The organism is Micromonospora sp. NPDC005710 (assembly GCF_040630995.1).
Taxonomy (GTDB): Bacteria; Actinomycetota; Actinomycetes; order Mycobacteriales; family Micromonosporaceae; genus Micromonospora.
The window spans coordinates 44,061-68,150 of sequence record NZ_JBEXYP010000018.1; the positions used below are offsets into that span (position 1 = coordinate 44,061).

18 protein-coding genes and 1 pseudogene are annotated in these 24,090 nt (G+C 66.4%); 7 read left to right on the forward strand and 12 right to left on the reverse strand.

Annotated features, from left to right (window positions below; genetic code table 11):
• Positions 1-46 precede the first annotated feature (46 nt).
• The 9 genes from ABZ406_RS22960 to ABZ406_RS23000 all read right to left on the reverse strand — a co-directional run bounded on the left by ABZ406_RS22960 (position 47) and on the right by ABZ406_RS23000 (position 9,405).
• Entirely contained in the window at positions 47-445 is a 399-nt protein-coding gene (locus ABZ406_RS22960; RefSeq protein WP_357765076.1) for a hypothetical protein, read from the reverse strand.
• A gap of 144 nt (positions 446-589) precedes the next feature.
• Entirely contained in the window at positions 590-1,048 is a 459-nt protein-coding gene (locus ABZ406_RS22965; protein ID WP_357765079.1) for a hypothetical protein, read from the reverse strand.
• Between the two features lie 109 nt (positions 1,049-1,157).
• Entirely contained in the window at positions 1,158-1,484 is a 327-nt protein-coding gene (locus ABZ406_RS22970; RefSeq protein WP_357765082.1) for a hypothetical protein, read from the reverse strand.
• A gap of 141 nt (positions 1,485-1,625) precedes the next feature.
• The gene (locus tag ABZ406_RS22975; protein ID WP_357765084.1) at positions 1,626-2,186 is read right to left on the reverse strand and encodes a hypothetical protein; all 561 of its coding nucleotides are present in this window, start codon (positions 2,184-2,186) and stop codon (positions 1,626-1,628) included.
• Between the two features lie 328 nt (positions 2,187-2,514).
• Positions 2,515-3,111 carry a DNA-binding response regulator gene (locus ABZ406_RS22980; protein WP_357765087.1) on the reverse strand — a complete coding sequence of 199 codons (597 nt, stop codon included), beginning with the start codon at positions 3,109-3,111 and terminating at the stop codon, positions 2,515-2,517.
• Between the two features lie 248 nt (positions 3,112-3,359).
• Positions 3,360-6,398 (reverse strand): TIR domain-containing protein, encoded by a 3,039-nt coding sequence (locus ABZ406_RS22985; RefSeq protein WP_357765090.1) that lies wholly within the window; start codon positions 6,396-6,398, stop codon positions 3,360-3,362.
• A gap of 66 nt (positions 6,399-6,464) precedes the next feature.
• Positions 6,465-7,091: a hypothetical protein gene (locus ABZ406_RS22990; protein ID WP_357765093.1), complete on the reverse strand. Its 627-nt coding sequence runs from the start codon at positions 7,089-7,091 to the stop codon at positions 6,465-6,467.
• 771 nt (positions 7,092-7,862) lie between these two features.
• On the reverse strand, positions 7,863-8,042 hold the full coding sequence (locus ABZ406_RS22995) for a hypothetical protein (RefSeq protein ID WP_357765096.1): 180 nt from the start codon (positions 8,040-8,042) through the stop codon (positions 7,863-7,865).
• A gap of 262 nt (positions 8,043-8,304) precedes the next feature.
• On the reverse strand, positions 8,305-9,405 hold the full coding sequence (locus ABZ406_RS23000; RefSeq protein WP_357765099.1) for an IS701 family transposase: 1,101 nt from the start codon (positions 9,403-9,405) through the stop codon (positions 8,305-8,307).
• 1,069 nt (positions 9,406-10,474) lie between these two features.
• Between ABZ406_RS23000 and ABZ406_RS23005 the strand changes: the two genes are divergently transcribed.
• Positions 10,475-14,347 carry a ThuA domain-containing protein gene (locus ABZ406_RS23005; protein ID WP_357765101.1) on the forward strand — a complete coding sequence of 1,291 codons (3,873 nt, stop codon included), beginning with the start codon at positions 10,475-10,477 and terminating at the stop codon, positions 14,345-14,347.
• A gap of 329 nt (positions 14,348-14,676) precedes the next feature.
• Here the strand turns inward: ABZ406_RS23005 and ABZ406_RS23010 are convergent, their stop codons facing one another.
• Entirely contained in the window at positions 14,677-16,341 is a 1,665-nt protein-coding gene (locus tag ABZ406_RS23010; protein WP_357765103.1) for a hypothetical protein, read from the reverse strand.
• 826 nt (positions 16,342-17,167) lie between these two features.
• On the opposite strand from ABZ406_RS23010, the gene ABZ406_RS23015 reads away from it, so the two are divergent.
• The 5 genes and pseudogenes from ABZ406_RS23015 to ABZ406_RS23035 all read left to right on the forward strand — a co-directional run bounded on the left by ABZ406_RS23015 (position 17,168) and on the right by ABZ406_RS23035 (position 20,825).
• The gene (locus ABZ406_RS23015; RefSeq protein WP_357765105.1) at positions 17,168-17,569 is read left to right on the forward strand and encodes a hypothetical protein; all 402 of its coding nucleotides are present in this window, start codon (positions 17,168-17,170) and stop codon (positions 17,567-17,569) included.
• Positions 17,570-17,736: 167 nt separating this feature from the next.
• Positions 17,737-18,013: pseudogene (locus ABZ406_RS23020) on the forward strand (IS5/IS1182 family transposase); the annotation flags it as partial.
• A 282-nt stretch (positions 18,014-18,295) separates the two neighbouring features.
• Positions 18,296-19,069, forward strand: a complete 774-nt coding sequence (locus tag ABZ406_RS23025; protein ID WP_357765108.1) for an inositol monophosphatase family protein — start codon at positions 18,296-18,298, stop codon at positions 19,067-19,069.
• Between the two features lie 25 nt (positions 19,070-19,094).
• Positions 19,095-20,216, forward strand: a complete 1,122-nt coding sequence (locus tag ABZ406_RS23030; RefSeq protein ID WP_357765111.1) for a hypothetical protein — start codon at positions 19,095-19,097, stop codon at positions 20,214-20,216.
• A 69-nt stretch (positions 20,217-20,285) separates the two neighbouring features.
• Positions 20,286-20,825, forward strand: a complete 540-nt coding sequence (locus ABZ406_RS23035; RefSeq protein WP_357765114.1) for a DinB family protein — start codon at positions 20,286-20,288, stop codon at positions 20,823-20,825.
• Between the two features lie 331 nt (positions 20,826-21,156).
• Here the strand turns inward: ABZ406_RS23035 and ABZ406_RS23040 are convergent, their stop codons facing one another.
• Positions 21,157-21,678, reverse strand: a complete 522-nt coding sequence (locus tag ABZ406_RS23040; protein WP_357765117.1) for a hypothetical protein — start codon at positions 21,676-21,678, stop codon at positions 21,157-21,159.
• 190 nt (positions 21,679-21,868) lie between these two features.
• Between ABZ406_RS23040 and ABZ406_RS23045 the strand changes: the two genes are divergently transcribed.
• Positions 21,869-22,561: a hypothetical protein gene (locus ABZ406_RS23045; RefSeq protein WP_357765120.1), complete on the forward strand. Its 693-nt coding sequence runs from the start codon at positions 21,869-21,871 to the stop codon at positions 22,559-22,561.
• A gap of 165 nt (positions 22,562-22,726) precedes the next feature.
• Here the strand turns inward: ABZ406_RS23045 and ABZ406_RS23050 are convergent, their stop codons facing one another.
• On the reverse strand, positions 22,727-23,953 hold the full coding sequence (locus tag ABZ406_RS23050) for a PQQ-dependent sugar dehydrogenase (protein WP_357765123.1): 1,227 nt from the start codon (positions 23,951-23,953) through the stop codon (positions 22,727-22,729).
• Positions 23,954-24,090 lie beyond the last annotated feature (137 nt).

The window sequence follows — 24,090 nt, forward strand, 5'->3', positions numbered from 1 at the left end:
TCTGCTCGTGCCGCGGGTAGCTTGCCACCGTCCGTGGCCAAGGGGCTCAGGGTTCAACCGGTGGCGGCACCGGCGGTCGACAGTTGCGGTTGTTCTCGTCGGGGCTGGGCTGTTCAGTCGCGGCGGCCTCGGTCAGCCAGCGGTGGTCGTAGTTCAGGTGGTCCCAGCGGGACCGCAGCCAGTGGCGCTTGGTCGCGCTCGCCGTTTGCCACAGGTATCGCAGCCCGTCGGCGAGTTGATCACGTCGTTGCGGCGCGAGGAGTCCTGGAAGCTGGTGGCAGATGTCGGCGATCAGGTTGGCGCGCTCACGACGTCGGTGCAGTGCGTGCGCCGGATGGGTTTCCAGCAGTGGCGCGGTGAAGAACCGGATCTCCAGGAAGCCCACATGGAGCAGGTCCGCCGTCGCCGCCTCCATCGCAGCTTGGGGCGGCTGGCCCGGCTCCATAACAACCTCCTCCTCCGAGCGGTGAACAGCGGTGCCCCATGCCATCCGCTCATGCCGCCGACCGGGCAGGCGGCTCAGCATCGAGCATCAGGCTCCGCACGCCGATTCGCCCTGCCCGGTACGTGCTCGTTCCGAAAAGTGCGCTCAGATCTGATCGAGGTCAATCGTGAGGTGTCGAGGGGCGTGTACGCCGGCCAGCGCCCATGCCCAGCCGGGAAGGGCGAGAGCCTCGGCGAACAAGTCGTCGAGAGGCATGCCGAAGGACCATAGGACTTTGGACCCGAGCGCTTCGGTTTCGGCGCTGGGAGTCCAGTGGAGCGTGCAGCGCGGTTGCCAAATCACGTCCTGGTCGTCGGCCTCGATGAACTGCCGGGTGAGATCGGCACAGAATTCACGCACGCCATCGAAATCGAACGTTCCGGTCTGGGCGAGGACCCCGTCGCCGTCCTCCGCGGGCGACACGGCGTCATCGACCGGGATGGTGGCGAATCGCCGGAAGACCTCGACCGTCGTCAGCACGTCGGCGGCAGAGACCTCGCCAGGGCGTACCCCGGCAAGGTCAAGCATCGACGTCAGCAGCAACTTCGTCTCGCTGATCAACACGATCTCATCATCCCGCGTCGTTGCCTCACAGCTGCCCTGAGCAAAGCAGTCCACACGAAGATCACGTGCGCGCTTCTGCCGCGATCGGCGCGTCGCCCGACGGCGGCTGTCACCGCCGGTGCGACGAGTTGCGCAGGAGCAGCTCGAAGGCCGGCCCCGGGCGGGAGGGCTGCCAGCCGGCGGCCAAGGCCCGGCGGACGCCTACAGCCACCGTGCCGGGCAACACCGGCTGGCTCGGTAGTCCGATCCAGTTGCCGGGATGGGCGCAGGGTAGCGCTGCCACCAGGACGGCACCTGGCTGCCCTGCATGCTCGACGACGAAGGTCAGCGGTGACCAGCCGTTGGCTTGACAGTAGGTGGGTCTGCGCCGAACCGACCAGCGGTAGGTCACGCCGTCCACCGCGATCCTCCGAGAACCCTTGATCGCCAGCGTCATTCGCACCCCTGTCGGTCTCGGTCGCCCCGCGGCGTGGCGAGAACCGTAGCGACAACCCTGATGTCACCGCTATCGATATGGCGTAGCTCGGTGCTCAGATATCCGGATCTAGCCGCGAAGTGCGCGTGTCACGGACCTACGTTAGAGGCAAATGGCCGGCACACGATTGCCGGCTGGCCGTCGCACCTGGTCAACGATGCCACCGCGGACACCGAGGCTGCCCCGCGCGGCGCGGTAGAAGCCGTCACGAGTCTCATCGGCCCGCCGAACCAGTTCCGTAAGGTCATCGGGCGGGTCCGGTAAGGAACGCGCGGCCTGCTCCAGAGCCCGCACTGCGTGACGCCAAGCGGAGGCCGCCCCTACGGTGACCTCATCACCGAGCAGCAGAACCGCCTCCCATGTCAGCGTGTGCCGCACATCCGCCTCAGCCAACCGCGCCAACCCCTCCTCGCGGTCAAGTGCGGGGGTACGGGCGCCGGGCCGGTGGGCGCTGAGCATTCCCAGCGCCAGCAGGTGGATCTCCTTCACGGCACGCGTGAATTCGGCGTAGGCGTCCAGCCGCCGCTCGTCCCATCGCACCATCTGACTGCGCCGCCACCGAGTTCGCTCGGCCACTGTCGTGGCAATGATCGTGCCAACAGTGCCGACCACCACGCCGATCAGCGCCGCTACCTGCGGCATCATCGTCTCCAGCAGTCTCATCGACGTCCCCTCGCCGTGGGTGGACCCAGCCCGTCAGCCATGGTTTGCACTACCGTCAGTTGCCATGCCGGCGGCGCCGGCCGCGCTGCCGGTGGCATCCAGGCCGGCCGACTGACGAATCCGGTGACAGTGGGCCCCTGTTGTTGTCGCGATTGTCTCTGTTGGAGGGACCATCGTGGTGGACTGGCTTCACCGGCGCGCCGCTTCGTCCAGGCGTCGCTGCCGAGGAGGATCTCCCACCGCGCCGATGGGAAGCGCGACGCTACAGTGTCGCGCGCCGGAGGCCGGATCCCGCTCGGTCACGGTGCCTCATGCTGTGTCCGGCGACCTACACCCAGCCTTGTTCCCGAGCGAGCAGCATCGCCTCGGTACGCCCGCCGACGCCCAGCCGAGCGTAGAGGTCCCGCAGCAGCCGGAACATCATCCGTTCGGAATAGCCGGATGCGGCCGCCACCCTTGCCACCGTCGCTCCGCCCGCGAGCATCCGCAGCCAGCCCAATTCGCGGTCGTCGAGGTGCACGTCGTCGTCCCAGCGGGCGGCGTGGCGCAGAAGTTCGCGGACGGTCGCGGCGGGCAGCACGGATTCGTCGCGGCGGACCGCCCGGCAGGCTTCGAGCAGACGTTCTGCGGTCACGTCACGGGGGAGCACTGCGGTGGCGCCGGCCCGGACGGCCCGTGTGGCGGCGGCCGCATCTGGCAGTAGGGCGACGATTCTCGCCGCCGGACGGGACCGGCCGAGGTCGCTGAGCAGCTCCCACTGAGCCGGAGTGGTCAGGCCGATGATGACGAGGACCGGTGCCTCGTCGGCGCACCAGGCCAGCAGGTCGGCGGGTTCGTCGACCGGATGGCCGTCCCGGCGAAGGGCGGCTGCGATGCCGGTGCGCAGCAGTGGAAGCGGATCGGAGATTGCTGCCCGCACCATCATCGGCAAACTGTGCCGCAGTCTTCGAGGGCCGTCGCGCAGGCGCGCCTGATCTGGCGTCAGACCCTGCCACGGCCGGCCGGGCGCGGTACCGATGCGTCATGGACCGCTTGCGGGCCGCTGTTTACCGTCGGGTCGGAGGAGGGCTGATGACCGACGAGACCAACATTCCGCCGAAATCTAAGGTCCGCCTGCCCAAGACAATCAAGAAGTTGCGCAAGCGGCTGCGGGGCCGCAAGAAGAAGGGCACCTCAGTCGGCAAGAAGTGAGGCGGCCGCTGCCCTGGCGCGGTCCACCACTGGCGATGGCGACGCTGGCGCAACCTGGTCGATCAGGAGCTGTACCCGGCCTACCGCGCCGGATGCGCTGGTCAGGCGACGCGCGTTCTGAAAGGCCTCAATCATGCGTTCCTCGTAGGTGAGTGGATCGTCGATCGCACGCACCAGCAGCACGATGCCGAGGAGGTCGTAGACCTCGAAGCTCTGCTTCTCGAGGCGCAGGTAGTCATCCGCCAACCGATAGGCCTTGTCGAGGCTGGCGTCGGCGTTCGGGTCACCCAGGCGGTACTCGACGAGTCCCCGCAGCGTGAACGCCGGCAGCCCAGTGTGCCGCTGCTCGACAGTGGTGGCGAAGCGTGCCTCCTCGAGGGCGGGTGCCAACTCGTTGCGGCAGAGCAGCGCGAGAACGATGCGGTTCTTCGCCTCACGTAGCACGCGATTGTCGTTGCGCAGCGCCGCGCAGTCGATCGCCCGCTGGGCTGCAACGTAAGCGGCGTCGTACCGACGAAGATCAAGGTCTCGGGCGGACTGGGCGCAGTAGGTCCAACCCAGCAGAGTCGTGTCGCGATGCCGCCCGTCGCGGCTGATCTTCCGGGCGGCCATGTAGCAGCTCTCGGCGGAGTCGGTATCGCCCTCGAACCCCCGCAGCCACGCCTCGTTCAACCACAGCTCCCCGGACAGCAGGGACCCGCCGTCATGGTGCCTGATCAGCAGGTCGCGGGCAGCCCGGATGTGAGTGCCGGCGCCCGGCAGATCGCCCGTGCGAGTGGCGCAGATGGCGAGTCCCGACCGCGCCTTGACGGCCTCGTGCCATTGGTCGTCCCGAGTGGCGTGGGCAAACGCGTCGGCATAATGACCGGCGGCCGCCTCAACTCTCTTGTGCTGGTAGTTGATGCTGCCCGCCTGGAGGTGGAACTCAACGAGGCGATCGACCGGCAACGACTGCACTAGCTCGGCCGCCGCGCCGATGCGGCTCGTCGCCTCGGCGAACTCGCCCAGCTGGAGGTGTCCGTTAGCCAGCATGGACAGCACTGGCACCTGCATTTCAGGCTCGGTGAACTCTCCTTCCAGCCGGCGCAGCCACGGTGCGAGCAGGTAGGTCTGCCCCCAGGCGAACAGCCACCCGTCGTCCATAGCCTCGATCGACTGCACCGCGCCGCTAAGGTCACCGGCCTGGATCCGCAGCTCGACCTCGCTGAACTGCGGTCCCAAATCCTCGACGCGCTGCGGATCCTCCCGTGCCACCGAGATCTGATACTCGGCTGCCCAGACGCTGAGGTCGAGCAAATTCCAGTCAAGCGACTCCTCGTCGTACTCATCGATGTCCCCGGCCGGAATGCCGCCCAGCACGATAGCGGCGTCGTCCGCGGATGGGACGAAGTACCGGTCACCGTCGGCACGTATGACGCGTCGCGCGCTGAGGAGCCGCAATGTGCTGGCGCTGCGGGTCTTGGGGCGGTAAGGGCTGAGCAGGAAGTCGACCGCCACCGCGGGGACCGGCTGGCCGAAGACGGCGAGCGCGGTGAGGACCATACGGTCCAGGTCCGGCAGGACGTCGAGGATCCGGTCCATCAGGTACGCCGCGGGCGTCGCGTCGCCCAGCTTGGTCTCCAACGACGCGATCAGCGACGCGACCGTGCAACGGGCATCGCTGTGCAGCAGGGCGGTCACGAGCTCCAGCGTGCGTGGGTGCCCCTGCGCGAGGTAGGAGAGGAATCGGCGTTCGGCATTCGTGGCGATGCCGAGCCCGCGGCGGTCCTGCGCGTCCATCTCCTTTAGGAGCTCCGCGCCGGAGTCGGCGTCCAGACCGGCGTCGAGCTTGATCCGCGTAGAGGGCGATGGGCGGAGCGGCAGCTCGATCGGACGCGACGAGGCGAGCACCAGCACGATGGACTGCTGTTCGCGGCGGTGGATGGTTTCGATGAGTCGTCCCAGCTCGGTGTCGGTCAGTCGTCCCTCGGTGTCGACGATCCGTTCAACGTTGTCGAGTGCGAGCACCACGCGGCCAGGCCGGAGGCGGTCCAGGATTTCGCTGGCCGCGCTGCGCCAGCTTACGTCACCGTCCCGAAGCATCTCCTGACAGCGGCCGTCCTCATGGTCATCGTCGGCCATTCGGGCGAGCGCACCCAGCACCGTCGCGGGCGACACCTCCAGCTGGCCGAACGCCGGCAGGTAGGCGAACCACCGCACCTCGTCGTGTGAACCGTCCAGAGCGTCCGCCAACTTCGACAGCATCGCTGTCTTGCCGCTGCCGGCCTCACCGGTCAGCAGGACGACGAGCGGACTTTCGGCGTCCCGGACGGCCTCCAGCAGCGCGCGCCGCTCCGTCACGCGATCTTTGAACTCGGTCGGAGGCACGGTCGGCGGCCTGCTGAGGAAGCGGGTGCCCGGTCCGGATGTGCTGCGTGGCTGGCGCCGGGCCCCGCGTTCAGTGGCTAGCTCGGTCTCGAGTTCGGCGTCGTCGCTGGCGGCGTCGAGCTCGAGACGGCGCTGCTCGTCGGCGATCTGCCGGTCGGCGAGCGCGAAGAAGTCATCGTCGCCCGGGTGGTGTCGCGCCCATAGTTCGCGATCCTGCAGAAGTCGGGTGCGCTGATACTCAGGCGATGAGAGCTGCATCAACCGCCTGCGCAGAGCGGCCCAGTCGGGTGCGCGCGGTGTGGAGAGATCGAGCCGAGTGAACTGACTTAGTTGCAACGGCGTCTCGGCCTTTGACGTCATCCTCAGGGGAATGATCGGCCGATCCAGATCCCGGGCTTTTCCGACCTCCTGCGCGCAGACGACGCTGGTGTCCGCCGCGTAGCCCGGAGTCATCACGGCGAGCAGTACGTTGCACTCGCGGATCGCCCGCTGGATGACGGTGGGGAAGTGCTCACCCGGCGGCCGCTCGATGAAGAGGAACGGGCTCGCGTTCATCGTGGTGCGCAGCCAATGCGCCAGCCGGACGGCGTGCGGCTTACCGTCATGGCTTGAGAAAGAGACGAAGACCTTCAGGTGGTCGACCGGTGGGGACACGGCGACCTCCCCACGCCGGAATCACATCCTGTGCTCAGGCAGTCTCGCAGTGCGACCGTGGCGGGGTCAAGACACCGATGGCATGGTCCTGCCGGCCTTGCCGCCGAGAAGGCGGGCCTGCTCCTTCTTGAGCGTCGCGAAGCCGTTCCCCACGTACGTGATGAACGGCTCGCCAGGGTGCGCGATCAACGCCCGCCGCGGCGGCGACCCCGCCGGCCGGGCCAGATGCACTTCATAGGACGCCACGTGCGCGCAAAAGTCCTGTAACGGCACGGGCACGTCATCCTCGACGATTAGGTCGGCGTGCTTGACGATGAGGTCCCGCATCTGCTTGTTCGCCGGCATCAGCCCTTGCTGCAGCCACCGGGTCCACTGTTCGGACTCGTCGACCGTCATCGCGCCGGCGCGGCGATCTTCCCGCTCCGGCAGGTGTGATGCTCGCATGGTGCGCCACAGATGCTCGTTCACCGACACGAGTGCGTGCAGCGGCCCATACAGTTCGCGCAGCTGATCGCTGACCCGGGTCAGGCGCACTTTGCGCCGCTCGTTACGCAGGGACGCGAGCTGGTTCGCGACGAAGACGATCACCGCGATCACGACGCTCGCCGAGGCGGTGATGACGGCTGGTTCGATGCTCTGTGTCGCGGTGACGGCCATGACGTCATCGTCGCCGAGCAGCGAATAGCCGGTCAATCGCCGGTACGCCGCCTGTGGTATTCGGCCAGCGAGCGACCGGAGTGGAAACTCACCACCGAGGCGAGCGGGGATGCGCGAAAGTGGCGCGGTCCGGCTGTTGGTCCAGACGCCGACGAGATGTACGTCGCTGGAGAGGAGCGCCCCAGCGGATCAAATCCTGCAGGAAAAACTCATTTGTTCCACCGGTGACCGGCATCCACCTATGTTCGAAGAGTGTGGGCGGCGTTACGGCGAGCAGGTTAGCCGTGAATGTCAGGACCTGCATCGCCGTCCAAGATCAAAGTATTCTCATGCTGCCGTTCGCGCGCTACCGAGGATGTCACGGGCGTTAGCGCTGGCCGGCGTTCACGGGCGGCGTGGGTCAACGGTACGACCCGGCGGGCCTGCTGGCGTCACGCGCCCGTTCGACTCCTCTTCAGAGGCGGTGTCTTGCCCCGACGTGGGTCCGTCTTCAGATAGCAGGATGATGCCATTCCTTGAGCCGGTGCGCGGGCATGTCGCCGGCCGACGGCCAGAGTTGTACCCGCCACCTGTCGCCGGGAGTGATCGAGCCGGGCCAGCCGCGGTTGACGAACCCCCGAGCCGATATTCGGGCGGCATAACGACCGCTCGGAACCTCGAAGTTGGCGACGGCGTTCGTGGGGCTGAAGTAGCGAAGCACGTCATCGACCACCAGGAGGCTGGCCTCAAAGACCTCCTCTCAATCCTCGTGATCGTCAAGCGGCCGGCCGTCCCACACCTCTAGGCGGAACCGCATCTCGAAGTTGTTCAGATGGGGGAGATAACGATGCCCCCGTTGTCGTATGCCGCGATGCTTGAGCCGTTCGTCGCTTGTTCGAGCAGGGGCATGTAGTCGGCATCGGGCGATGGATTACCGCAGATGCAGAACTGCCCGTAGTCGAGCCGAACGGCTCTCTCCTCGACCCGACGCGGTGCTGGCGCGCTCACGTAGGGCACTCTGCCCGATCGGCGGTGCAAGGCGACGCGTCCTTCTTGGCCGATCCGCTTGTGCGTTCGCGCATGCCTCGACTTAGTACTGCAACGGCAGTTGGTCAGGGGTAGCCGTGTCGTCGGTAGTGGCAGGTTCGGGCTTGGTGTTGGCGTCGTCGGCGCCATCGGGACCAGGCCCAGACGTGCTCTGGTGGGTGCGTTGATCGGACTGCGAGTGCGGTGAGCAATCTTCGGATCTCCGGTACGGTGTAGCCGATCATCATGTCGTCGCTGGGACTGGATCCCCTTCTGCGGTAAGGGATCGGGCCACGGACAGCCAGGCGTGGGCGGCCATGGACAGGGTGATGTGGGTGTACCAGGCCCGCCAGTCACGGACCTGGTACTCGTCGAGGCCGGCTTCGTTCTTGGCCTGCTGGAAGCACTCCTCGATCGCCCACCTGGCCCCCGCGATGCGGGCAAGGTCGACCAGGCGGGTGCGGCGGGGTCCGTAACAGACGTAGTACGCGATTTCCCCGGTCGTCATGCTGCGCCGGGCGAGCAGCCAATGCCCCCGGCCCGGTTGCCAGCAGATACGCACCGGCACCCGCGCCCACCAGTACTCCCGAGGCCCGTGCGCACCGGCGCCGGCGGACAGCCGACACCACGCCTGAGCAGGGAGGTTCGCGATGAGCTGGTCGGCGCGAGCGGTGCCCATGCTGGTGGTGATCATGTCGTCGTTGCGGCCGGTCGCGACCACATAACCCACATCCCGCTGCTCCAACCAGACCCGCAAGGCTTTCGACTGCCCGTAGGCCTCGTCCATCGTTACCCAACCCACCGGCACCCCAGCGTCCAACGCGCGGCCCAGCATCTCCCGGGCCATCTGCACCTTCGTGGCGAACTCCACCTCGTCCGGGATCCCCGCCGCCCGGTACCGGTCCCGGTCATCGGTCCACGACGTCGGGAGGTAGAGCTGCCGGTCGATCAGCGCGTGGCCCTTCGCAGACCGATAGGCCAGGAAGGTCCCGACCTGGCAATTCTCTGTCCGCCCGGCGGTGCCGGAGTACTGGCGCTGCACCCCCGCCGACCGGCTGCCCTTTTTCAGGAACCCGGTGTCGTCGACGATCAACACACCGCTCGGATCTCCGAGGTGCTCAACGACGTAGTCCCGCACGTCGTCGCGGACCGCGTCGACGTCCCAGTCCGCCCACCGCAACAACCTCTGCATGCCGTCCGGCGACACGTCCCCGGCCTGCTCAGCAAGGGTCCAGCCGTTCTTGCGCCCCAAGCCCGAGACCAGCCCGCACAGATACTGACGCACCCGCAGCCGTGGTTCCGACCGGCGAAACCGAGGCCCGATCCGGGCATGCAACCGGTCCAACTCGCCGTGCCACTGATCGACATCAACGTCCGTCACAGCCAGACCAACGAACGCGAGTCGAACTCGATTCGCCTACTGCCGTTGCAGTATTAGGGGTCGACGCGAGGCCACAGGGCGAGCAGGTCAACGGCAGCCACCGACGCCAGCCGACGGCCTTTGTGAAGCGGGGGAGCGAGGCGTGCCTGCGGCGTGCCCGATGGAACGTGTGGCGGGGGCACCGGCGTTCAGCTCCTGGACGTGTGACCGGGGACGAGATGATCCACGCGCTCGGGAGCGACGAGGTCAAGAGCGCGCGTGGTGACCACCGATCGCTGGCCCGACTTCACCACCGAGTCATCAAGCGGGGGAACTGGCTCGGTGGTGAAGGTCTGTCGTTGTGTGCTCTGGTCACCGGCTGGCGAGTTCGGCGAGGATCTCCACCAGTTCGGGTGGGTCGAACGGGCCGACGTGGGGGCCGCGACGCTTCGTACGTCTCGGCACCGTCCACGGTGTGGTCCCGTGGCTGCGTTTCACCACCGAACGCACTTTGCCGGCGGCCGTCGGCGTCGCCGCGCTCGTACTCACCGCGGCGGTGCTCGCCAGCGACCAGCGCCTACGTGCCCTCATTCCTCGACAACGACCCGAAGGCCCGCGGCGGCCAGGACGTCGTCGGAGCGTCCCGTCGATCATTGCCGCGCACTCCCTGACCGGGGCGGGCTTCGGCAGTCGGATTTCACGGCGGTCGATGAAGTCATTGTTGGTCGATGACGAATCTGTTAAATTTTCCAAACCTCGCTGAGAGAGCGCTCTCCCACCGATAGAGGTCGAAGTAGATGACGGCGCTGCACCCCCGACCAGGCACCGTCAACAGCCGCCCACGTAAACCCGACCCCACAACCCCACCCCCATCACGGCGCCGCGCGACCTTCACTAAGACGCGACGTGCCAACGACCCTCCAACGCCCGGGACAGACGCGGCACCGCCATGCGCGTCCCGGGACCTACCCGCGGGGCCGTCTACCGCGGCCACGTTCGAGACGTGATCGGCGCACGTTTCGGCTGCTTCCTCACGAGAGGTAACCAACCGATCATGATTCGCAGAGTGCTGCTCATCGTCGCTCTTGTACTGGCTGGGGTGGGCGTCAACGTCGCCCCGGCATTCGCGGCCGACTTCTCGGTGCTGGTCTTCAGCAAGACCGCGGGGTTCCGGCACGACGCGATCCCCGCAGGGATCACTGCGATCCAGCAACTGGGCACGCAGGGCAACTTCACGGTCGAGGCGACCGAGGACGCCGCCCAGTTCACCGACGCGAACCTGGCCAGGTTCAGAGCGGTCATCTGGCTGTCCACGACCGCCGACGTGCTCGACTCGACCCAGCAGGCCGCGTTCGAGCGGTACGTCCGCGCCGGCGGCGGTTATGTCGGCGTGCACGCCGCCTCCGACACCGAATACGACTGGCCCTGGTACGGCAACCTCGTCGGTGCCTACTTCTCCAGTCACCCCGCGATCCAGCCGGTCACCGTCCGGATCGAGGACACCGCCCACCCCTCGAACGCGGGCATCCCGGTGAACTGGAACCGCACCGACGAGTTGTACAACTACCGCACCAACCCCCGCTCGCAGGTGCATGTCCTCGCGAATCTCAACGAGGCCACGTACACAGGCGGCACCATGAATGGCGACCACCCGATCTCGTGGTGCCGGCCCTACGACGGCGGCCGCTCCTGGTACACCGGCCTCGGCCATACCCAGGAGAGCTACACCGAGGCCAACTTCCGCACCCACCTGCTCGGCGGCATCAGGTACGCCGCGCAGAACATCGGCAACTGCTCGGTGCAAGCCCCCGTCGGCACGTTCAACCAGGTGAACCTGGCCAAGGGCGTGGAGGAGACCGGTGAGCCGATGGGCCTCACCGTGCTGCCCAACCGGGGTGTGCTGCACACCTCGCGGAACGGCGTCGTCCGATACACCGACGTCAACGGCAACACCAAGGTCGCCCTGACGCTGCCGGTCTATAGCCACGACGAGGAGGGTCTGCAGAGCATCAAGGCCGACCCGAACTTCGCCAGCAACCGCTGGGTGTACGTCTACTACGCGCCGCCGCTCAGCACGCCGGGCGGCGACGCTCCGTCCACCGGCACGGCGGCGCAGTTCGCCCCGTTCAACGGCTCCAACAAGCTGGCCCGGCTCACCGTGCGGGACGACAACACGATCGACCCGGCCTCGCTGGTGACGGTCCTCGACGTGCCGACCAGCCGTGGGCTGTGCTGCCACGTCGGCGGTGACATCGACTTCGACGCCGCCGGCAACCTGTACCTGTCCACCGGTGACGACACCAACCCGTTCGATTCCGCCGGTGCCGCGCCGCTCGACGAGCGGGCCGACCGCAACCCCGCCTACGACGCGCAGCGCACCTCGGCCAACAGCAACGACCTGCGCGGCAAGGTGCTGCGGATCAAGCCGGGTGCAACGGGCGGCTACACCATCCCGGCCGGCAACATGTTCGCCCCGGGCACGGCGAACACCAGGCCCGAGGTGTACGCCATGGGCTTCCGCAACCCGTTCCGGATGAGCGTGGACAAGGCGACCGGGGTCGTCTACCTCGGTGACTACGGCCCCGACGCCGGTTCTGCCGACCCGCAGCGCGGGCCGGCGGGCACCGTCTCGTTCGAGCGGATCACGCAGCCGGGCTTCTACGGCTGGCCGTACTGCTCCAACTACAACACCCCCTACCAGGAGTTCACGTTCCCCAGCGGGCCGTCGTCCGGCCCGTACAACTGTGCCGGTGGGCCGACGAACAACTCCCGGAACAACACCGGCATCACCACGCTGCCGCCGTCGCAGGCGGCCTGGCTGCCCTACGGTGGGCAGGGGCCCTGGCGGCCCGAGTTGGGTGGGGGCGGGCCCATGGGCGGTCCGGTCTACAGCTTCAACCCGGCGCTGGCCTCCGACGTGAAGTTCCCGGCGTCGTACAACGGGAAGGTCTTCCTCGGGGAGTTCACCAGTCGCTGGATCAAGGCGGTCACCTTGAACGCCAACGGCACGGCCGGCGCGATCGAGCCGATCCCGTGGTCCGGGACCGCGATCATGGACATGGAGTTCGGGCCGGACGGCGCCCTGTACGTGCTCGACTACGGCACCACCTGGTTCGGTGGCGACGCCAACTCGGCCCTCTACCGGATCGAGTACAACACCGGCGGCAACCGGGCACCGATCGCGCAGATCAGCGCCACCCCGTCCTCCGGCGCGGCGCCGCTGGCCGTGCAGTTCAGCTCGGCGGGTAGCAACGACCCGGACGGCGACCCGATCACGTACGCCTGGGACTTCACCAGCAACGGCAGCACCGATTCCACGGCGGCCAACCCGACGTTCACCTACCCGGCTAACGGCGAGTACACCGCGACGCTGACGGTACGGGACCCCGGCGGCAGAACCTCGACGGCCAGTACCGTCATCGGGGTCGGCCGCCCATCCATCCAATTGATCACACCCGCCGACGGATCGGTGTTCCAGTTCGGTGACCTGGTGCCCTACGAGGTGAGGGTCACCGATCCGAACGCCGGCACCATCGACTGCAACCGGGTCCAGCTCAACTACATCCTCGGCCACGACAGTCACGGTCACCCGATCACGAGCAAGAACGGCTGCACCGGGTCGATCCAGACCACGGTGGATGGTGAACACGACGCGTCCGCGAACATCTTCGGGGTGCTCGCCGCGGTCTACACCCCGGTCAGCGGGGTCGCGGTCCAGGACCAGCACGTGCTGCAGCCGCGGACCCGGCAGGCCGAGCACTTCGGCACCATGAACGGCGTCCAGGTCGCCGCCAAGCCCAGCGCCCACGGCGGCAACGCCATCGGGTACATCGAGAATGGCGACTGGATCTCCTTCACGCCGTACAACCTGGCCGGCGTTACCGGTATCAAGGCGCGGGTCGCCTCGGCCGGCGTCGGTGGCACGCTGACCGTGCGGGTCGACTCACCGACCGGCCCGGTGGCCGGCACGGTGCAGGTCGCCCCGACCGGTGGCTGGGAGACGTGGGCCGACGTCACCGGGACGATCAGCCCACCAACTGGAACGCACCAGCTGTACCTGGTGTTCACCGGCGGCGCGGGATCACTGTTCGACATCGACGACTTCACGTTCACCTCCGGCACCACGCAACCGCCGTCGGGAAACCTGGCGTTGAACAAGCCGGTGACGGCGTCGAGCACGGAGTCCGGCACATTCCCGGCCACAGCTGCGGTCGACGGTTCACAGACCACCAGGTGGGCGAGCACCTTCAGCGATCCGCAGTGGATCCAGGTGGACCTCGGCCAGTCGACCTCCATCGACCGGGTCAAACTGACCTGGGAAGCGGCGTACGGCTCGGGGTACCAGATCCAGACGTCAGCCAATGGGACAACCTGGACCACGGTCCGGACAGTCACCGGTGGTGACGGTGGGGTGGACGACAACACCGCGCTGGCCGCCACGGGTCGTTACGTGCGGATCAATGGTACTGCCCGCGCCACCGCCTACGGATATTCGCTGTTCGAGTTCGAGGTCTACGGCGGCGGCGTCGTACAGCCGCCTGCGGGCAACCTGGCGTTGAACAAGCCGGCGACCGCGTCCAGCACCGAGGCGGTTGCCTACCCGGCCTCCGCCGCGGTCGACGGTTCGCTGACCAGTAGGTGGGCGAGTGCCTTCGCCGACCCGCAGTGGATCCAGGTGGACCTCGGTCAGTCGTACTCCATCAATCGGGTCAAGTTGACCTGGGAGGGAGCGTACGGCTCGGGGTACCAGATCCAGACGTCGACCAACGGGACAACCTGGACCACAGCCCGGACGATCGCCGGTGGCGACGGTGGGGTGGACGACAACACCGCGCTGGCCGCCACGGGTCGTTACGTGCGGATCAACGGTACGACACGGGCCACGGCCTGGGGATATTCGCTGTTCGAGTTCGAGGTCTACAGCTGATCGGGTAGACCGCGCACGATGGGGCGCAGGGACCTTCGACGGTCCCTGCGCCTCTGGTCTGTCCCTTCCATCGCCTTGTGGCGGGCGGCGTGGGCGGTGCCGCTTCCGTCGCCGCGCGCGGTGCGGTGGCGTTGCCACACGCCGGCCAGCAGGTCATCCCAAAGCCGAATCCCAATTCCTGAGGCAGGTACTCCCGCGGGATCGCGGTGTGAAGCACGCAGCAGCGGTTTGACCTCGGCCCAGAGTTCGTCCGAGATGATCCACGGCGGCTGCTCACTCTCCTCACCTTGAGACAGGACGATCCTCGTATCCCGAGGACACACCCACCATCACTTCGTGTTGGTGTCGATGATGTAAACCACGTCTGACTCGACCTCGTGGCGGGTGATGCCGGGTACGTCGGGGATGTTAAGCAGTGGTTCGTATGGGGTGCCCTGGACCCGGTTGCGCAGCAGGACGACGCTGCGGATGCCGAGCTGGTGCAACCGATCCAAGGCCGGCTGGCTGGGGAAGGTCGTCATAACGTCGCGGATCGCCTGACGGTTGGGTGTGGTGTAGCTGGCCGCACCGTTGACCACGGCGGGAAAACCGTCGGTCGACCAAAGTAGAACGTGGAGGTCGGTGCCGTCGTCGGACGGCAATACCATTATCGGAGCGTGCGCGGAGGCTAGCGCCATCGCGGCCGGTTTGGCTGGGGTTGGGGGGTGGTTCAGGTCAGGCAGGCCCTCAGCTAGCACGAGGACCAGCAACGGAACGGTCGCTAGCCGTGCCGCGTCCACCGACCATTCCGGCTTGGCACCCCTACGAGCCACCTCGGCCAGGTGGGTAACCAGGCCGGCCGCGAGGATGGCCAGGCAGAGAGTGGGCCACAAGATCAACCGGCCTGGTGTACGGGATCCATCGAACCCGGGTACGTAAAGATAGAGCAGACGGTAGATCGGCCCGTTCGTGCCTAGCGCGAACAACACTCCGATGACCGCCCCAGACAGCAGCAGAAGCCGTTGCACCGGTGACCAGCGGGATATGAAAAGGCCGGCGAAGGCCAGTAGATACAGTGCATACCCGCATAGCAGCACTTTCTCAGTCGGTGCGCCACCAAGAGCGATGCGGGCTTCGTTGTGTAGGTTGCCCCAGGGCAGCGAGGACTGCGGAGCCACGAGAAGTCCGCGCAGTGTCGGGGAGAAAAACGCTACGTATTCCCAGTCCCGGGTGACATGTGGGTTGAGCTCGCGCACGTGTTGGTACGCGTACGCGAAGTATCCGGTCACCGCGGTGAAGACCAACCCGCCGATCAGATCACCGACGATCAGCCGGCGGCTGAGGCGTGGGCGGTGGATCAGCCAGGCTGTCAGTGTGATCAGGCAGAGTGCGGCGAGGACGTATACGAATCCCAGCCCCACGCCGAAGCCGAGGCTGACCTGCCAGGCCGCGACCAGCCAGCCAGCGAACGCCCAGCCCGGCCGGACTCGTTCGGCAAGATAGCCGCGGGTGAACGAGAGTCCGTGGCCGCGTGCCAGCATCGCCAGGGCCAGAGTGATGCCACCGGTGGAGAGGATATTCAAGTGGCCGTCGTGGCCGTAGCGCCAGGGCGCATAGGCGAGAGCGGCCCCGGCTACCGCGGCGGCGACCTTATTCGCGCCAAGCTGGCGCAGGAGCGCGTAGCCGCCGAGGAAGGCGATCGCGAAAGCCAGCACGAACAGGATGTTGTAGCGCAGCACGGCGCCGACTACACCGCTGCCTATCAGCCCTGCCGGGGCATAGCCGATCAGGCTGTCGTTCAGGGCTAGGCCGTACGTGTCGGGATAGAAGGCGTTGGTATCCCACAGGCCACGCAGCCCGTGGGTGAGGGCGTGGCCACCCCATCCCACTAGCCATGCTTGGGCCGTCGGGTCAGCCACGTCACCGACGATGGTGTGGGCCGGGTCGGCGATCGGCACAGTCTTGGCGCCGGCAGTCACCATGCGAAGCGCGTACGGCGGAATCAGCCAGATCATCGCGACAGCGAGGAGTACCGAACCGAGGCCCGCGATGCTCAGTTCCCGCCGATGGGCCCCACGTGTCAGCCAATCCCTCGTGCCTGAACTGGCACGCGCGAGCCGGCTAGTGTGTCCAATCTCGCTGAGAGTGACGGCTGGTGTGGGGCCTCCTGCTGGTGGCTCTGCCTGCTTCATCACATTGACCCTCACTGTTGAACCGCCGCAGTAAATCATGGGCAGGTCAGCGCATAGAGTCAAGACATCGATCAATGCCTTTCAGGTGACCGGGCCGGGCCTTGGCTGTTCAGTGAAGGCGCCTTGCCACACAGGAGTCGCGAGCGGTGCAGCAGCGCATCTTGCCGCTGTCGAAACAGGACACGTCAGGGTTGCTGCAGGCGCCCGGGTTCCGAATCCACGGGACGCCGGCGGCCGGGATGCGGCGCCCGCTTACCACCGCCGGTTTCGCGCCGATCGCTGACACCGTCGACGGGCCGTGGGGCAAGGCCACCGATAACAGCCCTGGCGTTCGACTGTTCGCGGTGGGCAGCCTGCTGCCCTACCTTGACAGGGCAGCGCACGAGCGAGCGCCGCCCGCCCTGCCTTCGCCGCTTTTCGGGGCCAGCTACATGAGCAGCTTCCGCAAGATGATGCGCGGCTACGGACCAGTCACCGCCTCGCTGAGCCGTTCTCAAGCCACCCGAGCGCGAGGCTCGCCCAGTAGTCGGACCAGCAGGAGAGGGCGTAACGGACAAGATCGTCCCAAGGGGGCGGATCGGAGGCCTGGTCGATGCTGAGGATCGTGACGTCTTCGTGGCACTGTTTCAAGAGCGGTAGCAGCGACCGGATGTTCTCCGCTGGTGTCCAGTGGCGGGTTCTGGCCGTGCTCATCACCGTCGTGGTGGTGGTTTGCGCCTGTGCCGTCGGCTGGGTGCGACAGTTCGGCGTTCCGCTGATGGATCGTGACTACAGTGCGGAAACGTTGGTAGTGGAGAATCATCTGAAGAGCAGGCTGACGGTTGAGGTGACAGGCGACCTCCCCATCACCCACAGCGTGTCTGCCACGAACTCGGCGTTGATCCCGCTGCGAAGCAGTTGCGGGCGGTTGATGCGGCTGGTGGTCCGAGACCCGGCCGGTCAAGAGATCGCCAGTCTGGATGACCCGCTGTGTGAGCCGCGTACCTGGGTGATCGCGGCCGACGGCTCGACGCAACTGCTGCGGGGACGCCGCTGGCCCTACCCTGGATAGCGCGCTCAAGTCCACCCCGGCTACGTGGTCGAACCCGCTGATCACAACACCTTCCTCGAAGGCACCTACCCGCCAGATGACGTCAAGTACGCCACGGCTATGGCCGGGCAGAGCTGTACTGCGACCGACGGCTGATGCTCGATGTAGGTCCGCCTCGCCGCCGGGCCGGTGGTGACGCGATCAATGACGGCCGGCCGGAGTGACAGTGAGCTCTCGGCTTGCCTGACCGGGTGCCGCTGGTGGCCATCGAGCTGGCGCATGAACCTGGCCATGCGCCAGCTCGGCCCGCTGGTCGGGGTGTCGCACTACGCCGCACACCGAGTCATCGACACCTTCGGCCAGTTGCTGGCCTTGGCACCCGTGCGGCGGCGGCCGGTCGACCCGATCGTCGTCGTCGACGGCACCCTGATCCCGACCCGTGATCACCGCCTGGCCACCAGAAGCAACCACAACGACAAAACGGTCTTACGCCGGCCAAGCTGGCGGAGCGCAACCGATGTCGCTCCGCAAAGAGCGCCCTGAAATGCGACGAGCGCAAACATTGTGGCCAGCTCCATTAATTACCTTCGACTGCTGATCCATATACCGGTCGAGCGTTCGCGGGATGGCCCTGACGAGAGGCTTCTTCGCCAAGTTCACTGCCGCCGCGTTTGGCGATAACCAAACCAGTGGTCGGCGGCCTGACGGCGCCGCCGCGAACTAGTTGACGCAAGCTATAGTGAGGGGATGGCTCTCAATGATCTTGAACTAGCCCTGGCTCTCGCCGATGAAGCGGACGCCATCACGAGTCGCTATTTCGCTCAAGGCCTCAAGGCGACGATCAAGACTGACCGCAGTTTGGTGACCCAGGCTGACATAGAAGCCGAGGCCAGAATGGCGGACATGCTGCGTAAGCATCGGCCGCGTGATGACATAGCAGCCGAAGAGCTGCACCACAAAGAGCTAGGCGATGGCCGAGTGTGGGCGATAGACCCAATTGATCACACCAACAACTATGCTCGAGGTTTGCCTCTCTACGGAACACTTATCTCCCTACTGGAAGACCGGCAGCCTATCGTCGGAGTGGTTAGTGCACCCGCGCTCAAACGTCGGTGGTGGGCAGCGAGAGGGGTTGGTGCTTTTGCTGACGGCGAGCGGATCCACGTTTCACAAGTCGCAGACCTCGAAGATGCTCATCTAAGTTTTTCCCAGCTAGAGGCGTGGCTGAAGCTGGGGATGCTGGACGGCTTGGTTGACCTTGTATCCACCGTGCGATGGACGTTTGGGTCTGGAGGTATTTTCGCGCAGATGTGGGTTGCAGAAGGACGTATAGATATATCTCTCGATTCGACCGGATATGTGTGGGACTTGGCCGCTAGTCAGATTATTGTGGAAGAGGCCGGTGGCAGGTTCACGGACGTGTCGGGCATATCGGACCCTGGATTGGGAACGGGCATAGCAACCAATGGAACGCTCCACCTGTCGGTACTCGGTAGATTGAGTGACCAACGTGGACGCTAGATCCGCTCGGCTATACCATCATCGGATGGATCTGACGTCCGGCGCTGCTGGTGTGCTGGCGGGGGCGGTGCTCGGCGCAATCGTCGGATTGGCGCTCACCGTCGCCTTTGAGGACCAACTTAAGTTCCGCATCCGGCAACGACTACGCCACAGGAGACTGAACGCCACGACAGATTTGCTCCGTGCGCCACGCCATTCTTTCGCAATGGGTCCCCTCAAGACGACCTGCGTCATCCTTGAGGGTGACGGAGAAAGCCCGATCAAAGAAGAGTCGATTGATGTGATTGTCGATCACACTATGGTGAGGCTGCCCGCGGAGATGGTTCAGTGGCGCGATGAGCTCGCGAGCGAACTGGACCGCAAAAAGAAAAGTGGGACATCCCCATTCTGGAACGGCCCGAGCTATGCCGTGAGTGGATTTACCATAAGCCGTCATCCCACAACCGAAGAACCCGAGATTTGCATCCGCCTGCAATACTCCGATTACTACAACTTCCTGGTATCCCAGCAACTCGATCGCCGATTCGGCGACGGATCGACCCCGCGAAGCCGGTATGTTGAGCCGTTCGATCTGGATGCCGTGCCCGCCTTTATGTCCAGTGCATTCGGGACGAATGTAGCAATTGTTACTGCCGATGGCAGGCTCCTGGTCTCCCGTCGCAGCAACAAGGTGGGATCGTTGCCAGGGCTCTGGAGTTCGTCGGCAAACGAGGCACTTTCCCGGTCAATCGATTCGAAGGGTCGCCAAGTTCCAAACTTGTATGAGGTCGCACGGCGCGGCGTCCGGGAGGAACTCGCTGTTGAGCCGAGCGAGTATCGCCTCGATATGCTAGCTTTTTGCGTTGACACCGAGCGGAATCAATGGGGCAGCCTTTACATAGCTCGCCTCCACAATCTCAGCCAGATTGCGCTCGAAGAGCGATGGGGTAGAGGCGTTGCTGATCGATGGGAGCACGTAGAACATAGATTTGTTCCATTTAATCCCGCATCCGTGATCAGCTTCATACTTGACCCTAGTCGCATTGACAAGTGGACTCCTGCAGGTCCGACGCTTTACTTCTTGGCCCTGGTGAACGAGTTCGGCCGGGCGCGCGTTGAACGAGCAGTGGTCGGTTTGAGCAGGAGATTGTCCCGCGACAACTTCTAGACTCTGATCGCATACGTTTGTAGACGTCCTCACTTGACTGATGCGGTCCGCCCGCGATTAGGTGGCGCCGTGAGCAAACTGTGGACCGCCCCGGAAGACGATCCCAGAATCTTCGGTCAGCCAGTCGGCGAGAAGGCGACCTACCGGGAGTACCTCGACAACTACCGCCTCACCATTGAGATGAAATGCGACGGACTTGACGTCGAGCAGCTCGGCCGACGCTCGGTACCGCCCAGCACCCTGAACTTGCTCGGCCTGGTACGCCATCTGGCGCAGATGGAGAACCACTGGTTCCAGCGTGTACTGCAAGGGCGCACCGACGCACCGTGCCTTTACCAGCACGAGGACGACCCGGATTGGGACTTCGGCGGCGCGGTCCCCGACCCTGCGGTGGTGAAGGACGCCTTTGCAACCTGGAAGGCCGAGAGCGCCAAGGCGGACGAATGGCTTGACTCCCTTGAGGAGGCCGACCTGGGTCGCGAGGTGACGGTCGACGGCGGCAGCCACGGCACACGCGACGTGCTTGTCCACGTGATCGAGGAGTATGCGCGCCATGCTGGCCACGCCGACCTCCTGCGCGAGTGCATCGACGGGCGAACCGGCCAGTGACGTACCAGGGGGTCCGGCGTCGCGTAGCGGCGGGGCGTCGATCCCCGGTTGATGCGTTCGGCTCGACCCGTGAAGGGATTCTCTCGGCCGGGCCGGCTTCAGCCGTTTCAGCGGCCGTGACAGGAACGGGTTGTTGAGGAAAAGGTAACGACCAGACCGGACGTGAGAACCGGCCTGAGCCGTCAGCGGAGGCGAGGGCCGCCGCAGGCGAACTGGGTTTCGCCGCGTTGAGCGAGGGGGTGGGACGTGGAAGCCGCCGCCTGGCCGCCTGCTCCGATCAGGACCGAGAGGCTCGTACTCCGGGAGCCAGAGGCCAGGGACCGTGGGGCGTTCATCGAGCTGCTGGCGTCGCCAGAGGTTTACACCTACCTCGGCGGTCCCCGCCTGCCTGTCGAGCTTGAGCGCGAGGTGCCCGAGGTGCCCGAGCGGTGGCCCGGGAGCTTCGTCGTTGATCTCGACGGAGCGATGATCGGCGCGATACGTCCGCGCCTGACTGAACGACCACGGCGTCGGCGCGAAGGTCCTCGGGCAGGTGACACCGCTGACCTTCGTGCACGAGCAGGGTCGGACAGCCAGGTGGGAGCACGACAGCATCGGTGAGTCGAAGGAACGTGACGAGCATGTCGAGGAAGACGCCGGCAGAGAACCTGCTGATCATGAGATGACCGAGCGTGTCGTCGGCGAGCGTGGCGTAGACGTCCGCCGTGCCGCCGTCATCGACGCTTTTGTGCCAGTAGCTGTGCTGAGTATCCCGACGGTCGGCTTTGGGCGCAAAGACGGCCAGGAAGGCCTCGGCCGGCATTGGGGTGGCGTCGCCCTGCTCGAACCGTTGCACCAACACGTCGTAGCTCACCGGAGAAAGTTAGCGCCGCTGCTGCCGCCACCGGTGGATCACCCCGCAGCGGCGCTACACGCAGAACTCGCTGTGTCTGCTATCGCTCTGGTCTGTCCCTGCCAGAGTGCCGCCCGGAAGCGAGCCGCACCCACCACCGCAGCCTGATGGCGGCCTTCGGCAGGCCGGGAGGCAAGGAATAGTGGGCGGGATGCGAGAAGACGAAGTGTTCCGGGGGATCGCCGCTCGCGTGGCAGCTCGCGACTACAGCGATGACGTCTGCATCCGCCCAGGCCATCTCGACGAAAACGGCGTGTGGACAGTCACTCCCTTGCCGGAGGGCGCCCGGTGGCTGGTGCCGCGTGGATCCCAGGAGCACCGCGCCGCGCTGGCAGCCGGTGCCGTCGACCCGGCGCCAGCGCTGGAACCTGCCCCTGCTCACGCCGTGGACGACGCTGAACAGGCGCTCGGGCATCCGCTGCCGCCTCTGCTCAGGCGGCTCTACGCGGAGATTGCCAACGACGGATTTGGTCCTGTGCTGGGCGTGGCGGGCGGTTGCACGGACGACCTCGGCCGTACCGCTGTCGATCTGCTCGGTCCTCGAGATCCTGCCGGCTTGCTGCCGATCGCCTATTGGGGGTGTGCGATCTACTCGTACGTCGACTGCGCAGGTCCGGGAGCGATGATGTGGGGCTTCGACCCGACCTCGGGCCTTGGCGAACGCTCGTTCTACGAGGAAGGCATCTCTCTGGTGGACTGGCTGGACGGGTGGTTGAACGGAAACCTTGAGCAGCCGCACCTTGACCCCGGTCGGACGAGTTGGTGGGGCGCAACCAGCTCCGAGCGGGGGCGCCGTCAGCCTGATCACGGGTTGGACGATCCGGCTCAGTCGACGCTCTTCTGAGACGGGCCAGGCCGGCGTCGGGGGTGTTCGCCCGCCGTCGACGGCCGGGCGATCGTCGCCCCGCCGCTTGCCACCGGGGTACGCGGTCCGAGCGCGCGCCTGGGGGCGGCCGACGTGTGCGGCCGCCCCCAGGGTGGTGCGGGTGTCACGGGTTCGTGCGGAGGGTCAGCGGTTCGCCGGCTGGACCCGCTCGAACCGCACCCGGCTCAGCCATCCCGGGAGGTCACTGAGCACGTACAGCTCACCGTTCACGTCGGCGCCGAACGCTGTCGGCTGCGTGGGGAAGGTGCCGATCTCGGCGGACTCGTAGCCGCCGGTGGACCTGGGGCGCACGGCGAACGCACGGGTCGAGCAGTAGTCGCTCGCGATGTAGGTCCCTCGCGCCTCCGGGGTGACGGACCCCCGGTACACCAGACCGCCGATGATGGAGCAGTTCTCGGTCAGGTAGTGGTCGTATTCGGCGACCGGGTCGGTGAGTCGCACGCCCGGCCGGCACTGCGTCTGGTCGAAGACCGGGGTGCCCTCCCGGCAGGACCAGCCGAGGTTCGCGCCACGCTGCGACGGGCGGACATGGTTGATTTCCTCGATCAGCCCTTGGCCGACATCACCGATCCACAGGGAGTTGTCGACCGGGTCGATGGAGAACTTCCACGGGTTGCGCAGCCCGTAGACCCAGATTTCGGGGCGCGCGCCCGGCGTGCGGACGAACGGGTTGTCGCCGGGGACGCAGTACGGCTTCCCGCCGCAGGAACGGTTGACGTCGATCCGCAGGATCTTCCCCAGCAGGGTGCCGAGGTTCTGACCGGACTTGAACGGGTCGTTCGCGTTGCCGCCGTCGCCGAGGGACCAGTACAGGTAGCCGTCGCGGCCGAACGCCACCTGCCCGCCGTTGTGGTTGCCGAACTCGGCGTGCGCCTGGGTGAGCAGCACCTGCAGCCGATCGGGAGCGCCGAGGGGTACGCGCGCCAGGGTCAGCGCGCCGGCCGGCAGGCTCGTGTAGGCCACGTAGAGGAGCCCGGTCCGGGCGAAGTTGGGCGCCGGCGTGATGCCGAGGAGGCCGCGCTCGTTGTCCGACGTGTCGATGCGGGCGGTCAGGTCGAGCACCGGCTCGGCAGCCAGTCCGGTGTCGGGGTGGTACGAGCGGACCGTGCCGCTCTTCTCGGCGATGAGCATCCGACCGTCCGGCAGCCCGGTGATCGCGATCGGACGTTGGAGGCCGAAGGCCACCCGTTCGGAGGTCACTGTCAGCCCCGTGAGCGGCACGGCACGGGTGGTGGATGGGCCGGCCGTGGCGCTGCCGGCAATCGGTGCCGGTGGTGACAGGGACGCGGCCAGGGTCAGGACGAGCAGCCCGGCCAGCATGGTGGCCGGGCGATGACGCCATCGTGACATGTTCAGCTCCTCGGGCAGGTGGGGTGGTGGTATCGGTCTGGGAGCGTTCCCACGATACATCGGCTTAGGTCGATGTCCAACCGGCGCCGCACGTGGACGTGGGCCGTCGCGCGACCTCGGGAGCCTGTGACAGCGGG

Excerpts from the sequence above, each read along its gene's own strand:
- ABZ406_RS22960 (WP_357765076.1), bottom strand. The coding sequence starts at position 445 with ATGGAGCCGGGCCAGCCGCCCCAAGCTGCGATGGAGGCGGCGACGGCG.
- ABZ406_RS22970 (WP_357765082.1), bottom strand. The coding sequence starts at position 1,484 with ATGACGCTGGCGATCAAGGGTTCTCGGAGGATCGCGGTGGACGGCGTG.
- ABZ406_RS22975 (WP_357765084.1), bottom strand. The coding sequence starts at position 2,186 with ATGAGACTGCTGGAGACGATGATGCCGCAGGTAGCGGCGCTGATCGGC.
- ABZ406_RS22980 (WP_357765087.1), bottom strand. The coding sequence starts at position 3,111 with ATGATGGTGCGGGCAGCAATCTCCGATCCGCTTCCACTGCTGCGCACC.
- ABZ406_RS23005 (WP_357765101.1), top strand. The coding sequence starts at position 10,475 with ATGATTCGCAGAGTGCTGCTCATCGTCGCTCTTGTACTGGCTGGGGTG.
- ABZ406_RS23010 (WP_357765103.1), bottom strand. The coding sequence starts at position 16,341 with ATGATCTGGCTGATTCCGCCGTACGCGCTTCGCATGGTGACTGCCGGC.
- ABZ406_RS23015 (WP_357765105.1), top strand. The coding sequence starts at position 17,168 with ATGTTCTCCGCTGGTGTCCAGTGGCGGGTTCTGGCCGTGCTCATCACC.
- ABZ406_RS23025 (WP_357765108.1), top strand. The coding sequence starts at position 18,296 with ATGGCTCTCAATGATCTTGAACTAGCCCTGGCTCTCGCCGATGAAGCG.
- ABZ406_RS23030 (WP_357765111.1), top strand. The coding sequence starts at position 19,095 with ATGGATCTGACGTCCGGCGCTGCTGGTGTGCTGGCGGGGGCGGTGCTC.
- ABZ406_RS23045 (WP_357765120.1), top strand. The coding sequence starts at position 21,869 with ATGCGAGAAGACGAAGTGTTCCGGGGGATCGCCGCTCGCGTGGCAGCT.
- ABZ406_RS23050 (WP_357765123.1), bottom strand. The coding sequence starts at position 23,953 with ATGTCACGATGGCGTCATCGCCCGGCCACCATGCTGGCCGGGCTGCTC.